The organism is Gemmatimonadota bacterium, assembly GCA_041390105.1.
GTDB lineage: Bacteria > Gemmatimonadota > Gemmatimonadetes > Longimicrobiales > Gaopeijiaceae > JAGQIF01.
In genome coordinates this window covers 131,643-147,405 of the sequence record JAWKQO010000002.1, presented here as the reverse complement: position 1 = coordinate 147,405, position 15,763 = coordinate 131,643, and the positions used below count along the sequence as shown (strand labels likewise).

General features: G+C 69.3%; 8 protein-coding genes. 6 read left to right on the top strand and 2 right to left on the bottom strand.

What is annotated here, in order from left to right; genetic code table 11:
- Positions 1–40 precede the first annotated feature (40 nt).
- Positions 41–3,322: an amidohydrolase family protein gene (locus R3E10_09960; GenBank protein MEZ4416073.1), complete on the bottom strand. Its 3,282-nt coding sequence runs from the start codon at positions 3,320–3,322 to the stop codon at positions 41–43.
- 231 nt (positions 3,323–3,553) lie between these two features.
- Between R3E10_09960 and R3E10_09955 the strand changes: the two genes are divergently transcribed.
- A complete protein-coding gene (locus tag R3E10_09955) occupies positions 3,554–4,150 on the top strand; it encodes a peroxidase (protein MEZ4416072.1) in 597 nt (198 codons plus the stop codon).
- The gene (locus tag R3E10_09950; GenBank protein ID MEZ4416071.1) at positions 4,147–5,187 is read left to right on the top strand and encodes a zinc-binding dehydrogenase; all 1,041 of its coding nucleotides are present in this window, start codon (positions 4,147–4,149) and stop codon (positions 5,185–5,187) included. The genes R3E10_09955 and R3E10_09950 overlap by 4 nt, the downstream gene beginning before the upstream one ends.
- Here the strand turns inward: R3E10_09950 and R3E10_09945 are convergent.
- The gene (locus R3E10_09945; protein MEZ4416070.1) at positions 5,184–5,684 is read right to left on the bottom strand and encodes a hypothetical protein; all 501 of its coding nucleotides are present in this window, start codon (positions 5,682–5,684) and stop codon (positions 5,184–5,186) included. The genes R3E10_09950 and R3E10_09945 overlap by 4 nt on opposite strands.
- A 258-nt stretch (positions 5,685–5,942) precedes the next feature.
- Here R3E10_09945 and R3E10_09940 point away from each other — a divergent pair, with 258 nt between their 5' ends.
- The 4 genes from R3E10_09940 to R3E10_09925 all read left to right on the top strand — a co-directional run bounded on the left by R3E10_09940 (position 5,943) and on the right by R3E10_09925 (position 15,627).
- Positions 5,943–6,407, top strand: coding sequence for a cytochrome c biogenesis protein CcdC (locus R3E10_09940; GenBank protein MEZ4416069.1), 465 nt, complete (start codon positions 5,943–5,945; stop codon positions 6,405–6,407).
- Positions 6,408–6,431: 24 nt separating this feature from the next.
- Positions 6,432–6,935 carry an HXXEE domain-containing protein gene (locus R3E10_09935; protein MEZ4416068.1) on the top strand — a complete coding sequence of 168 codons (504 nt, stop codon included), beginning with the start codon at positions 6,432–6,434 and terminating at the stop codon, positions 6,933–6,935.
- A 114-nt stretch (positions 6,936–7,049) separates the two neighbouring features.
- The gene (locus R3E10_09930; protein ID MEZ4416067.1) at positions 7,050–7,925 is read left to right on the top strand and encodes a hypothetical protein; all 876 of its coding nucleotides are present in this window, start codon (positions 7,050–7,052) and stop codon (positions 7,923–7,925) included.
- A 10-nt stretch (positions 7,926–7,935) separates the two neighbouring features.
- Positions 7,936–15,627, top strand: a complete 7,692-nt coding sequence (locus R3E10_09925; GenBank protein ID MEZ4416066.1) for a DUF6531 domain-containing protein — start codon at positions 7,936–7,938, stop codon at positions 15,625–15,627.
- Positions 15,628–15,763 lie beyond the last annotated feature (136 nt).

Sequence of the window (15,763 nt, the reverse complement as noted above, 5' to 3'; positions counted from 1 at the left end):
TGAAGCAAGCGCACCGGCCAGCCCCTGCACGGGGTCGCCCTCAGCGTCGCAGTGTGTTCAGGTCGTCCCGCTCCACGATCCAGTACGGCATCGGAAACGCTCGCGGCGTGGGCCAGATCCGATCGAGCGTGGCGGCCTCGTAGAGCTCCCCACCCTTCATCACGTAGAGCAGATCGCTCGAGTTGTGGATGTCATCGAGCGGATTGCTGTTCAGCACGATGAGATCGGCGAGCTTGCCCGTCTCGATCGAGCCCAGGTCCTCCTCGAAGCCGATCGATTCAGCGCCGAGCCGGGTAGCGATGCGAAGCGCCTCCATGGGCGTCATCTCGCCGCTGGCGAGCGCCCACAGCTCCCAGTGGGCGCCGATGCCGTCCTGCTGACCGTGCGACCCGAGCCCGGCCAGGCCGCCGGCCCGCACGATGTCGCGCACTCCACGGGCAATCAGTGGAAAGTTGTAATCTTCCTCGACGACCAAGCGCCTGCGGCGCGCCGTGCGCGTCAGCAGCTCGGCCGGCGTGAAGTGGGACGTCTTCGGATCCTTGTCCAGATCGGTGCGCGCGCGGTAGTAGGTGTCGCCGGCCGGCCCTCCGTAGGCGACCACCAGCGTCGGTGTGTAGGCGATGCGTGACTCGGCGAAGACGGTGACGACGTCCTTGTAGAGAGGTACTTGCCCGATGGAGTGCTCGATGGCCGCATAGCCGTCAACGGCCATGGTGAGGTCCATGCGCAGATCTGCGGCTCCCTCATTGGTGGCATTGATGCCCTCTGCCCGAGCCGCCTGCAGGATCCACTGCCGTTGGATGCGGCGCGGCTGCAGATACTGCTTGAGCGAATGCACGCCCTGCCCTTTGTAGCGGCGTACCACGGCAAGCGCGTCCTCGTAGCTCTTGATGGGCACGTTGTTGGTGGTCAGCGGCGGTCCCGTGGCGTAGATGCGCGAGCCCACCATGTCTCCCGTCTCGACGAGCTCGCCCCATGCCACGTTCCAGCGGGAGCCGGAGGGGTTGCGCGTGGTAGTGACGCCGTAGGCCAGGTTGGACGCGATGGACCACTCCTGCTGCGGCGCGATCTCACTTCCGGTCTTCGGATGCGCGTGGACGTCGACCAGCCCCGGCATCAGCGTCTTCCCCGTCAGATCCAGCACCCGTGCCCCCGGCGGCGCTTCGATGGAGGGGGCGACCGCAGCGATGCGGTTGTCGCGTACCAGGACGTCGGCGCGCGGCAGCACGCTGTCGCCGACCATGGTGATCACGCGCGCACCCCGGAGCAGGATCTCTCCGTTCGGGAGGGCTCGCGGGACGCTCAGGGAGATTTCCGCGTGTCGGGTCCCCCACCGCTCCGGCTCCGCGTACGCCAGCACGGAGTCGACCGGTGCTCGGTAGGTGTGGTTTGCGAACGTCCACAGGACGGTGCGGCCTCCATCGGCCCAGGTCGCGTAGTTCGCGCCCTCCGTGGTCAGGCGCCGCAGCGGCACGGAAGGAGAGCGGAAGTCGATGGTCAACCCGTCGCTCCCCGACGGCGCGAACGGCATCACATAGACGTCGTCCCGCTCGATCACGAGCAGAGTGCGGCGATCGGGCGACACGCGTACCACCACTCCACCCACGCGACCCGTGATCAGCTTGGCGTGCGTCCGGCCGTCGGTGCCATCCAGCCGCACCGAACGCACGGCGGTGGTCTGGGTGGCGTTGAACCCTGGCGTGTCGTTGGGCACGTCTTCGGTGAAGTACACGCGCGTCGGTTCCGTTGCCGCCGCGCTCACCAGCGCAGGCCGGGATGCCGAGGCCACGATGGTGTGCTCCGCCCCACCTTCGGCGGGCACCCAGCGCAGCTCGCCCAGGGACGCCACCGGCCCCGCGCCGAGCCCGGCCTGGCGGGGAGACCACGAGAAGACCACGCGGTCGCCCTCCGGGCTCCAGGCGGGCGCCTCCACGGCTCCCGGCATCTCGGAAAGCTGGATCGGTTGTCCGCCGCCGTCGGCGCGGGTCTTCCACACGTGGCCGCCTGCCGAGTCCGACCAGGTCACGAAGGCGACCCAACGCCCGTCGGGCGAGTAGGCGGGGAAGTACTCGCGCTCCGCGGAGCGAGTGAACCTCTGGGGAGCACGGAAGCCCGTTTCGGTGCGCTGAGCCCACCACAGCTTCCCCACCGCCGAGAACGCCACCCGGTCCCCCGCCGGCGATTCGGCCAGCGAGACGAGCTGCGTGATGGCGACCGGACCGTCCTCCACACGCAGGGGCACGAAGTGGCGAGCGCCCATCTCCAGCTCGACGTCGACGCTGAAGGGGATCTCGGCGACCTCGCGCGTGGCGACGTCCACGCGGTGGATCTTGCCACCGCCATAGTAGACCACGGACCGGGAGTCCGGCGTGAAGGCGTAGCCGGGGAACACGTCGTTGGGTGCGTACCCTTCTTGGTCATCGCGCTGCGCCTCCGCGACCAACCAGCGGTCTTCGTGGGTGCGCAGATCGCGGATCCGCAGTGCAGTGGCGGTACCGGCGCGGGTCGCGTACACCAGCCAGCGTCCGTCCGGCGAGGTCACGGGTCTCAACCCCCCACCGGCGCCGGCCGTCAACGCGCGCTCCGCCCCGGTCTCCCGATCGTATTCGATCACCTGGTAGCGGCCCAGCTCCTCTCCCGCGTAGCCCCCCGCATGGGACGCCACGTACAGGGTGCGTCCGTCCTTCGAGAACGCGGCGCCGGTGTTGGTGGACTTGCGCGTCGCCGAGGCCGGGAAGATCTGCACGCCCTTCCCGCCCCGGACGTGGTACATCCAGAGCGGCACGTTGGTCAGGTAGTTCTCCGCCGACGGGTAGGGCCCGAAGCGGCGTACGACGAGATACTCGCCGTCCGGCGTCCAGGCCGGAGACGAGACGGCGAAGTCCACCTCCGACGTGAGACGACGCAGACCGCTGCCGTCCGCTGCGATCAACCAGAGATTGTCTCCTCCGTCCCGGTCCGAGACGAAGGCGATGGTGCGTCCGTCGGGCGACCAGCGCGGCATGCCGTCCCAGGGCATGCCGTGGGTGAGCCGGCGCGCTTGGCCACCTTCGATGGGGAGCACATACAGATCGCCCAGCAGGTCGAAGACGATGGAACTGCCGTCCGGCGACACGTCCAGGGAGATCCAGGTGCCCTCATCGGTGGTGAAGCGCAGGGTCCGTTCCGGCACGATCACCAGGGCGTTGGTCGTGTCCTCTGGCACCGGGGTCGACGACTGGGCCAGGAGAGGAGTGGCGCACGCGGCGGCGATCAGCGCAGCAGCGAGGCACGGAGCCCGGCCGCCCAGCCGTCGAGGAGTCGGAGCAAGGTGGACTTCCATGGCAGCCCTCGCGTGCGGTGGGAGCAAGACAACCCGTCCAGGCTACGCCGACCGGGTGAGCAGTGTCCAGCAGAGCACCTCGGCAGCCTTGCCCGACCTGGCCGAAGCTGGATCCTCGCCAGTGTGGAAGGGGACACGCGCGCGAGCGGTGCCGTACCGGTCGGCCCGCGTAGATTCCGCCAGGCACCGTCCCACACCCGGCCCCTCCGCCGGCCGCCCAGAGGAGTTCGCATGCCGTTCATCCGAACCATCCCACCCGCCGAAGCCGAGGGCCCGGTACAAGAGATGTACGAGCAGGCGCGAGGCCGCTACGGCTACGTCCCCAACTGGGCCCAGGTGTTCAGCCTGCGGCCCCAGGTCCGCGATGGCTGGGTGGCGCTGCTGACTTCGATCACCGCCAACCTCCCGGTGCGCACGTATGAATTGGCCACGCTGGCCGCCGCCCGGGGCCTCAAGAGCAGCTACTGCTCGTTGGCGCACGCGTCGGTGTTGGCCAATCAGGTGTTCGACGCAGCGGCCGTGGCCTCGATCGCCGAGGGCTCGGCCGAGGCGCCCCTCACCGAGGGAGAACGAGCCATGATGGCCTTCGTGGAGCGCCTGGTGCGCGGCGCCGACCAGATCACGGCGGCGGACGTCGAGGTGCTGCGGTCGCATGGCTACTCGGACGCCGAGATCTTCGACATCGTGGCCGCCGCCTGCGCGCGCTGCTTCTTCAGCACGTTGCTGGACGCGCTCGGTGTCCAAGCCGACGCATCGTACCGGGAGCTCGATCCCGCCCTGCGCCAGGCACTCACGGTAGGCCGGCCTATCGCGGAAGCGTCCTCGTGAACGTGGGCGCCCGACCCATGCGCGCCTGGCTGTTGGAGCGGACCGGTTCTCCCGAGGTCCTCACACTCCGGTCGCTCCCGACGCCAGCGCCGGGTCCGCACGACGTGTTGATCCGCGTCGAGGCCATCGGCATCAACTACGCCGAGGTCCTGTCTCGCAAGGGACTGTACGGTTGGGCTCCCAAGCGCCCCTACGTCCCCGGGATGGAAGTGGTCGGAACCATCGAGGCCCTGGGCACCGAGGTGCAGGGCCACCGCGTCGGCGAGCGGGTCCTCTGCGGCATGCAGCAGGGAGGCTACGCAGAGCGGGTCGTGGTGCCGGCCCGTCGCGCCCTACCCGCACTCCCAGAGCTCTCCGTCGAGGAGAACGCGGCCTTCGCGGTGAACTTCATGACCGCCTGGGTCGCCCTCGTGGAGATGGCAAGGCTCCGTGCTTCGGACCGGGTAGGCATCACGGCCGCCGCGGGTGGCGTCGGAACCGCCGCGCTGCAGATCGCCGCCGCGCACGGGTGCCATGTGGTGGCCATGGCGGGGAGCGACGAAAAGCTGGCCCGCGTGCGTCCGCTGGGCGCCCGCGCCGTTGCCAACTACCGCGCTCCGGACTTCCCCGCGCAGCTCGACCGCGCCACCGAGGACGGCCGCATGGACGTGGTGCTCGAGGTGGTGGGGGGCGAGGTCTATCGCACCTGCCTCGGGCGCCTCGCCAACTTCGGTCGCCTGGTGGTCGTGGGGTACGCGGGGCTCGACTACACGCGCTGGAACCCCCTGAGCTGGTGGCGAGCCTGGCGGGACGCCCCGCGCGTGCGCATCACCGACGCCGCGGTGGCCTCCTCCGGAGTGATGGCCACGCACATCGGGTATCTGCTGCCCGATGAGAACCGGCTCCTGAGCATCTGGACGGCACTCACCGAGTTCGTTCGGCAACACCAGCTCCGGCCCCTCGTGGGGCGGACCTATACGTTCGAGGAACTCCCCGACGCGCACCGGTTCATGGAGTCGAGAGAGAGCGTCGGGAAGCTGGTGGTCAGGACGGCCTAGCGCTCGTCCGTTCGCATCCCGTCCACCGCGCGCACCTCCACGCGCACGGTTTCCGCCGTGCTGCGGGCGATGCGGGTGCCCGAGTCCAGCTGGACGGTCTCGTGCTCACAGCGGAGCCGGCAGTCCCCCGTGGCGCGCAGCTCCGGTCGATACCCGGACCACAGGTCCGAGGAGACCCGGGCGCACACCACCGGCGCGGCGCCTGAGGTCCAGACCACCTCACCGCGGACAGCGTCGAAGGAGAGGCCGGCAACGGCCTGTCGGGCAAGCACGCGGTCGGGGAGGTCGGGGTCGTGAGGCGTCGACCAGAGCTCAAGGAAGGCTCTACCTGCGCTGCCTTCGTTTTCGTAGGCGAACCGCCACTCGTGCGCACCCATCGGGGCCCGGACTCCTTGCTCGGGGCCGAGCTCTGCCGCCGGACGCCAGACATGAGAGGTGGGAACGCTGGCACACGCCACCAAAGCCCCGGACAACGCAACGCACACGAACCGCTTCATGAGAGTTCCTCCGGAATCGGATTGGGCATGAAGCGGAACCTGTCACGCCGACGGTATCGAAGCGGAGACGATCGACCAACAGAGACGCAACGTCATGGCGACCGCAGGAGGCGCGGGGCCGCGAGGCGAACCTGCCCGGTCGGTTGCCGCTCTCGCCCACCGGGGGACGGCCGGCCCGGGGCCAGCGCGTGTAGACGCCGGCGGCGCCGCTCGAGCCCGGAATCAGACATCGGCCTCCGGGAAGGCTACCTTAGGGCCATGGTCCCCCTTGCGAAGTTCCTGCCCGTCCTGGCTCCCATCGCGGGCGGCGCCGCCGTGCTGGTGTGGCGGTTCCGGGAGACTCGCACGCCCGTGACCGCGAGGAAGATCATCATTCCGCCGCTCGGCATGAGCACCGGGTTCGGCATGTTCCTGGTGCCGGAGATGCGCATCCCCTGGAGCTGGGCGCTGGTGGCCTTCCTCGCAGGCGCCCTGATCCTGGCTGTGCCGCTCATGCGCAGTTCCACGCTGGAGCGACAGGGAGACGTGGTAGTGATGCGCCGGTCGCACGGTTTCGTGGTCATCTTGCTCGGTCTTCTGGCTCTGCGGCTGCTCCTGCACGAGTACATCGGGCACCTGATCTCGGGGAAGCAGACGGCGGCAGTGTTCTTCGTGCTGGCCTTCGGCATGATCCTGCGTTGGCGCACAGCGATGTACCTGCGCTTCCGGGCGCTGCAGCCCTAGGGTGAAGGGGCCGCGATCGGACCTATGACCGACGACGAAGCGCCGCGCGGGGCGCCACGCACCGCAGAACGCCGCGGATTGCGCGGGACTTGGACCGCGCTCCTTCCCATCACCTACGCCCTGCACATCCTCGAGGAATACCGCGCGGGTGAGACGTTCTACGGATGGATCTCCCGCGTGGCCGGCGTACAGCTCGGCGCCGCCGCCTTCCTGGCCATCAACCGCACGGCATTCGTCGTGCTGACCTTGGCGGTGGTGCTGGCCAACGTCGTACCCGGGCTGGAGTGGATGATCGCCGCCCTGGGCAGCGTGATCACCATCAATGCTCTGCTGCACGGCAGCTTGTCCATTCTGACGGCCTCGTACTCACCCGGAACCGTCACGGGTGTGCTGTTGTGGCTACCGCTGGGGCTCTTCATCCTGCGCCGGGCATGGACGGCCCTGCCACGCCGCACGTTCTGGCCGGCCGTGGCGGTGGGCGTGCTTCTGCATGCAATGGTGACGCTTACGGCGCTCAACGCGCCCTGAGGACGGGGCTCCGAGGCGTCGGGGCTCCGCCTCGGACGGCCTCGTGACCGCTCCGGGACCGCTTTCCGGCGTCTGGGTCGATGGTTTGACTCGGACCCCTGCCGGAGACGTCCCATGAAGGCCCCAGTTCTCGCCCTTTCGCTGCTGGCCACGGCGGCCAGCGTCTTCCTTCCGACCCAGGCTCTGGCCCAGAGCGGACTGATCTCGGGCGTGGTGCTCGACGTCCAGACGCCCGAGGGAGAGCCCGCGGAGAACGTGCCGATCTCCCTGGTCGGTGCCAGCGGCTCCGCTCCGATCGCCACCACCGGCAGCACCGGCTCCGCTTCCGTGCCCTATACGAGCACTCCGACCTCGCCCCTGGCGGGCACGCGGATCGTGATCCTCGGGGTCACCGTTGCAGGAGGAATGAAGATCGCGCTGGTGCCGGAGGGCGAGACGCTCGAGGAGTGTGAGGACGCGCAGAACCAGCAGCAGACCGATTGCGAGGAGCTGGGGGCCATCGTCTGGGGACGCACCGCGCGCGCGCTCGCGCGTTTCGGGGCGCGCTACGGGAACGCCCACCCCTCGACGCACCGCACCTTCTACGGCGGACCCACCCTGATGCGCACCCGCGAGCTGGGCGCGTTCGGATTCGGAGCCGACTTCGCCGTCCAGGTCGCGCCCGCCTTCACGAATGGGAGCTGGATCGCGAGTGGATCGGTCCGACGCTTCGGCCTGACCAACAGCACGGTCTGGGTGGCGGAGGTGGAAGGGGGTGTGCAGGTGCCCGTGCAGCCCCACCTGGCCTTCCGGGCAACCGGCGGGCTGGCCCTCGACCACACCAGCTACGAGATGACGTCGGGCGGTACGCAGACCGTCTACACGTTGGCCTCCGGCGTCGTCCTGAGCTTCCCGCAAAGCCCGCTGTCCATCCTGGTGGAGGCCGGCGTCACCGGCCGCCGCAACACGCAGGACCTCGGACTGTCCACGGGCGTGCTCTGGACCCGCTAGGAGGCTGACGATGAGCATGCGTCGCGGGTCGGAGAGGCGGGACGACCGGAGTCGTCGGGCTGGAAGTGTCATGGTCGGAGCGGCGCTGCTGCTCGCGGTGTTGGGACTGGTCACGTCGTTCGCAACGCGAGCGCTGCACCGTCCGAGCGCGCCCGTGGGCTACACGCTTCGCTGGGGCCCCAGTCCGACGGCCACACCGACACTTCAGGACGCGATCTCCTCCGCGACGCAGCTGGATGCCGCCGGTCGGCCAACGCTCCTCGTGACGGCTCCGGCCACGGTCGACGGTGCGAGCGTGACCGAGGTCCGCCTGGATCTACAGGCCCTGCCGGGTGCCGCCGTGGGTCATGTTCCGGAGGGTTGGTCCGCCGCCCTCGAGGACGGCCTGCTCACCGCCCGCGGACCCGCGCTGGATGGAGCGAGCCTCCATCTGCGGCTCGACCTCACCAGTGCTGCCCCCTTGCAGGCGCTGGCGATCGAGCTGCGCGCATCGGGTCGAACGCTGCTACAAAGGGTCGCGGCGACCACGGCGCTTCCCCCGCTCCGTGTGATCGAGACGCTGGAGGAAGCGCTTCATTTCCCGTGGCAGATCGCTCCTGGCGATCTCGTGGAATTCGAGGCGGTCCCCGCCGCCGGAATCCACGCACAGGGCGCATGGACGATCGGGGGTACGCAGCCGACGGCACTGTCGAGCCCGCCCGGGCAGGCGCTCCGCTTCCAGTGGCGTGTGCCCGCCTCGCTCACGCCGGGCGCGCCGCTGTCGGTCACCTGGACGAATCCGTTCGGGCAGCGCGTGGTCAACGTCCCCAGCGCGCGCGTGTCCGTGGTGTCTCCCCCCACGGCCGCAGCACAGGTGCCGCCGCGGCTGGACGACTGCACGCCACGGGGATTCGTGGGCCGGGTCGTGTGCCTCTGTGGCTGGTTCCCCACGCCGTCGGCGCGCGGGGGCTTCGCGCTCGCCGGTACACCGCTTCGTGTCGTGGCCTCATCCAGCAGCAGTGTTCTGGTCGAGATTCCGGCGGGTGCGCAACCGGGCACGCGCACGATATCCGCGGATCCCGCCGCTGGCTTCGCTCCGGGTTCATCGGTCGAAATCGTGGTCCTCGCCGCATCGGGCTCGATCGACCAGGACCGCTTGCTGCGCGGAGAGACCACGCCGCTCCGCCTGGAGGTGACCGGGACGACCCAACCGCTGGACATCGTGCTCAGCAACTACACGCCCGGGATCGTGAACGTGGCGGGCGGGATCGTGCAGGTGGTGCGCACTTCGGGAGGCACACCCAATACCGCGGAGCGACAAGTGCAGGGGATCGCTCCCGGCGCGTTCGACATCGGCTACCAGCTCGCCGAGGACCCGTGTCCCTGCGTACCCGGTCTCGGAGGCACCGTCGTGGCTGGGGGCAATCCTCCGGGCACTCCCCAGAACCCCACCCCTCCCGTGCAGGGTGGGACCCGCACACCGGGCCAGGGACCACCCCCGGGTACGACGGGAACTCCGCCGTTGCCGCCGGTCCCCCCGGCCAACCCACCTCTTCCACCCGTTCCCCCGGTGAACCCGCCGAGCGGTCCCCCGCCCGAGGAGGACGAAGAGGAGGAAGCATGCTGCGGCTTCCGCGAGGACGGAACGCTCACGTTTCCCAAGATCACCGATCCCCTGGTTCCAGCGGCCGTCGCCGTGGCCCCGCGCGACCCGGCAGTAGGTGGCGCACAGGTGCTCCTGCACAGCGGTGCCTACTTCCACAACCAGACGGACCTGGATGTCGACGCGGTGGGACTACCGTTCCGGTTCTCACGTCACTACAAGGGGGACGTCGAGACGGTCGAAGGCGGAATCCTCGGTCATCGCTGGGACTTCAGCCTCAACAAGCGCATCGTGCCCCAGGCGGCGCGCGAGCTGGGCACGAACCTCTTGCTCGAGCGCCCTGGGGTCGAGACGCCGCAGCTGTGGTACTTCGACGGACAGGGCAAAGGCGCGCTCTACGAAGGTGCGAGCTCGGAGTGGCGAGACGTGCTCAACTTCGGCCAGCCGACGCCGTTTCGTGCCTACGTCACCACCTACCGTCAGCTTCCGGGTGACTTCTACGAGATCCAACGCTACGTGCTGGAGGATCCGGCGCGTCACCCGTTCGCCTCGCATCCCAACGTGGAGACGGAGCAGGGCGAGGCCATCTTCTACGTCCTACGCGAGCGCAACGGCGTGCGCTATGTCTTCAACTGCCGCGGGCAGCTGCTGCACGTGCTCCATCGCAACGACCTGGCCAGCCTCGCCGGTGGGGGAGTCGGGCAACCGTCGGACTCCGTGCGGATCTCGCTGGAGTACGAAGGAGCGCTCAATCCCCTCACGCAGAACCGCATGCTCTCCCGGGTCCGCGATCCGAGCGGTCACCTCTATGGGTTCGAGACGCGCCCCATGGGGAGCGCCAGTCTCGATACCAACATCGACGGCGTGCCGCGCTCCGAGATCCTGCCCATCCCCCGGTTGAAACAGATCCGCGGCGGCGGCCGCGTCATCTCCTTCGACTACGATCGCGGAAGCGATGGCGCCCCCCTCCTGGTCGCCGTGACGGACTCCGTGGGCGGGCACAGTCGGACCTGGGAGTACGGGTACGACAGCGCGGACCGACTGATCACCCTGACCAGCCCCCAGCAGGTGGCCAGCACGGCCATTCCCTACCTCACCAACCGCTACGACGGCGCGGGACGGGTCGTGGAGCAGATCCAAGGAGACCCGGCGGCGGCCGCACCTCAGCGCGTCCAACTCGCGTACGCGCAGGGTCTGACCACGCTCACAGACGCCTACGGACACCGGTCGCGCTACGAGCTGGAGTCGGTAGAAGGCTACCCGGTCGTGAAGAGACACAGCATCGAGGAGGCCGGCGGCACGCCCCCGCGTTCATGGACCACGACGTACGAGCACAACCCGCACACGCAGATCACCCGCATCGTGCATCCCCGGGGCAACGAGGTCCTGTTCCAGTTCGACGGCCAGGACGACGCGGTGACGGAGGGGTGGATCCGCAACAAGGGTGCGTCCGTCACCTATGCCAGCGACCTGAGCGCCGGCAATCTGCTTGCCGTCACCCGGGTGGGCGGGAGCGCCGGACCGGCGCCGTCGGTGACGACTCTGATGTCGTACGAGCCGCTCTTCAATCAGGTCGAGGCCCAGGAGGACGGGCGCGGATATCGCACGGAATACACGTACGACTACCGCCGGCCCGGCGACCTGGGCAATGCGCTGGCCGTGCAGGCGCCCGACCTGACCGACCCGGAGGGCGTGGCCATCCCGGTCCCCGCGACCGAGTACGAATACAACGTGCGAGGCCAACCCACGCGGTCTCACCAGGGAGGGCAGCGGGAGATCGCTTGGACCTACGACGCCCGAGGGTATCTGGTCCAAGAGCGCCTGCCCACCTCGGCGGTGCACACCTACAGCAGGGACGGCTTCGGGCGCCTGTTGGGTGAGGGCGGGGATCTGGGGGAGGTGGCGTACGAGTTGGATCCCTTCGGCCGCGTGGAACGCACCATCCAGGATCCGGCGGGATTCGCCAACGTCACGGAAACGCGCTACGACCGCGATGGGCTCCCCCTCAGCGTGCGTCGTGAGCTCAAGGACAACTTCGCGTCCGCGACGGGCGCTCCGCCGCCCGAGCGGCCCCGTTGGGTCGACACCCGCTTCGAGTACGACGTCCTCGGTCGTGTGGTGCGGGAGGTCAAGAACCCCGGTGGAGCCGAGCTGGTCGTGGAGACCGCATACGACGCGGCCGGCCGGCTGTGGCGTGCCACCCAGCCCGGGCCCGCGGGGGCACCCGTCACCGATCGCTACGAGTATGACGCTCGCGGGCTGGCCGTGCGGGCGTGGTCGGCGGAGGGCACCGACCAGGAGGTGCGCGTCACCACCGAATTCGACGCCAACGGCAACGAGGTCCGGGAGGAGCGCACCGCGACGCGGAGCCCGACCGGCACCACACCGGGCGCCCCCCGCACGCGTCGATTCGAATACGACGGGCTCGACCGACTGGTGGGGGAGGTCGACCCGTTGGGATCGCGGACGACCTTCGCGCTGGACGCGGACGGCAACCTCGTCGAGGAACGGGTCTCCGACGCGGCAGGCGCCGTAATCAGCCGGATCGAACACACGATCGACGAGTGGGGCAACGAAGTCCAGTCCGTCCATCACGCGCTGGACGGCAATGGGCAGATCGCTCGTTCGCAGGTCTTCCTCAACGGCTTCGGAGAGCGGGTCCGTACCGTGGGACCCGCCGGAGGGGTGGCGCACTACCTGTACGATTCGGGCGGAAGGCTGACCGAGGTCGTGACTCCTGGAGGCGACACCACCCGAACGCGCTACGACCGGGCCGGGAACCAGGTCGAGGTGATCCAGATCGAGGTCGGCGAGACCATGCAGGCGGACGCGAGTCGCACGCACGCCCGCACCGTGGTCCGGATGCGCTACGCCTACGATGCGCTCGGGCGCGTGGTGCGGGAGGAGCGCGGCGGGAACGTCGCGGAAACGTACTACGACAGCTTCGACAACCTGCGAAGCACCCGCCTGGACGACGGCACCGCCGATTCGATCCGCTACGACGTCATGGGTCGGAAGTGGGAGCACAAGGCCGGGGGTACCACCAAGGAGTACCGCTACGGCCCCAACGGACTTCCAGTCGAGGTGAGCGACGGTCGTTCGCGGGTCGTCCTGTCCTACGACGCCTCTGGACAGATCCGGGAAGAAGCCCGCACCGGGTCGGGGGTGACACGCTACGCCCGCGACGGGTTGGGCAACCCGCTACGGGTCACCGACGCCAACGGCACCGTGATCACCTCCACGTTCAACGGCGTCGGCCTTCCAGTGGAGCAGCGCTTCCAGGCCGGGACCTCGGGTGGATCTTCGCTTCCCTCCGTCATCGTCCCCAACGAGATCCGCTGGGAATACGACGGGCTCGGACGGGTCACGCTCGCGGAGGTCTCGCATCCCGTCTCCAGCGCGCCGGTGCGGACACGCCGGGTCTATGACGGGCTGGGGCGGGTGACGCGGGAGGAACAGAGCATCGACGGAGAGTCGTACCCGTTCTCCTACGCCTACGGACGCGATCACCGCACCGAGACACTCACCTACCCGGCACAGGCCGGCAGCCTGGAGGTGTTCCGGGAGGTCGACGTGATCGGTCGGTTGCGCGTGGTGACCGCCGACGGGCGCGCCGTCGCCTCCTACGCGCACGACGGTCCGGCCCGGGTATCGGGCCGTCGCTACCCCAACGGTGCCGTCACCCGCTACCGGGTGGACGGGGAAGGACGCTTGGGCAGCATCCGGGTCACCGCCACGTCGGGCTTCCCCACCCCCAAGCCTCTGTGGAGCGATACCGCATCGTACGGGCGCTACGGCTTCGACTGGATGGTGCAGACCTGGGAGCGGGACGCCTCCGGGGAATGGTCGGAGTCTCTCACCGAGCTCGCCTTCGACAACCTGGGGCGAGTCACCCGCTCCTCCACGCTGAGCACGCGACACCAGGGCACCCAGATCGTCAGCCGGGACCGCAGCTCGCTCTTCAACACCTACAGCGCGGACCGTCTGGTGGGATCGAGCGAGACGCTCTTCGACCTGGTCGCTGCGGAGACGCGCTTCGTGCGCGTCGACACCTTCCAGCACGATTCGGTGGGCCGCCAACAGGACCTTCAGGTGGCGATCGGGACTCAGATACCGGGTTCCGGCACCCTGCTCGCATCCAGTACAGACATCGAGGTCGCGCTCGCATCCGCGACGGACCCTCTCCAGGGCACCAAGCACTTCACCTACGACCGCCGTGGCCAGCTCATCTCCGACGGGGAGCTGCGCTACGCCTACGACCATGAAGGTCGGTTGATGCGCGTGGAAGAGATCGGCACCGGCGCGCAACGGGGCGAGGCCGTCCAGTTCCTCTACGACGCCTTCGGGCGGCGTGTGCGCTCCTTCCCGCTGGCGCCTCCCCAGTCGACTGGCCTGGTGGGCTGGGGCAGCTGGGCACGCGAGGTGACCCACTTCCTCTACGACGGCAGCTCCGTGGTGGCCGAGATCGCGCCGCCTACGCAGGGGGCGCCACCCCCCGTGCTCCGTCGCCGGTACGTGCTGGGGGCGCGGCCGGGGGAACGGGTGCGTATGGAGCACTTCACGGGCACCGGAGCGCCTGAGGTGTTCTACCCGCACGAAGGGATCCAGGCGACGGTCGGGTTCGTGACCGACGCCATCGGACAGGTCGCGCGCCTCGACTTCACGAGCCCCCCGGCCGGCGTCGGCTTCAGCGTCCCTGACGACATCCGCACGGTGGAGGGAAGCTCGGCGCGTGCCCCCTATCTGAGCTGGTCCACCCGGGTGGATGGATTCGCGGGATCGCGCACGGACGAGCTCACGGGGGCACCGCAGATCGACTATCGCACCATCCGCTCCCTGGCCGACTCCGCCGGCATGCGCCGGATGAGCCGGAGCGTCGCGACGGCCAGTAATCACGGTGCCCTTCTCCTGGGCGCCGCGTCCTCGATGGCGGTGGCCTCCATGGTCGGGGGCGCCCTGCTCGCGGGCGGTGCAGCGCAGCTGACCTGGTCCGGCGTGGCTACGTCGATGGCGATCTCCAGCGGGCTGGAGACCGCAGGAGGTGCCGCCGTGGCCTGGTACACCGGGGATGCCACGTACGGCTACCAGACCTTCCTGCGGGACGCGGGGACCGGGGCCGCCTTCGGCCTGATCGGGGCTCGCATGATGGCGGCGGAGTGGAGCGCCATCGAGGCGTTCGCGGGCGAGCAGGTGCTGCAAAACCCTTACAGCACCGCCCGGGGAGTGCTCGCCGGGCGCAGCGTGGGTGAGGCGTTCTCCAGGGCGGTGATCGAGAATGGTCTGGCGACCGCCATGGCAGGGGGAGTGGCGGCGTTGGGACGCGGCGCCGCCGCGCTGGGCGCCCGCTTGAGATCGGGGGCCGCAGCGGTGGAGGGTGGAGTGATTGCGGCGAGACGGTCCCGCCCCACGCCAACGGGCACCTTCGAGCGAGGCGGGTTCATCGGGAAGGCAGATCCGCGGAATTTTCGGGCAACCGGCATCGGGACCAAGCGCATCGACCACTTGCTGAAAGTGGTCCTCACGGCGCTCGATTCCGGCACCCCCATCGCCCGGCGCGTGGCCGACGCGCTGCGGGACGGGACCCTCAAGGTACGACTCGCAAACTTCAACGACCCTTCTTTCCACGGTTTCCACTGGTCGCGGGAGTCCGGCATCCTCTACGTCAACACGGAGATCCTGTATGGCCCGTTTGCTCTGGGGCCATTGCAGGTCGCCAGCACGATCGTCCACGAAGGCGTTCACGCGTTCGGCGGAGGTGAGATCGCTGCTCACGTCGCCCAGGCCCAGTTCATGGTGTACGTGCTGAAGCGCACCGGCGCGCTGCGCGGCAATCGGCTGCGCGTCAGCCGCGCGCGCTGGCTGGACCCCACCGACCTCGACATGGTCCAGGCGTGGTGGCGCGGAAGAAAGACAGGGCAGTTCGAGGACTTGACCAAGATCCTGGTCAGACCCGGCCACTACGGAACCTCATCCAACCCACTTCTTGTAAGGGGCCCCCGGGCGGGGAGGCACATCGAGGCTGCTGGGGGATTCGCTCGGTTGCTCGGCGTCGACGCCAAGTGGGCGGCGGCCGCAGGGAAGCGGTACGACTACAAGGGCTCCACGGGGCACTGGGAATGACCGACCCTGCCACGTATCGCCGACCCTCGCGTCACTACGGGTGGGGTTCGGCGCACTCGTCGTCGCGAGCGTGCGAGAGCCCTGGGGTTGCCTCGCACCAGCCGCGTCCGAACCTTGGGGCTGGACCCAGGAGCCC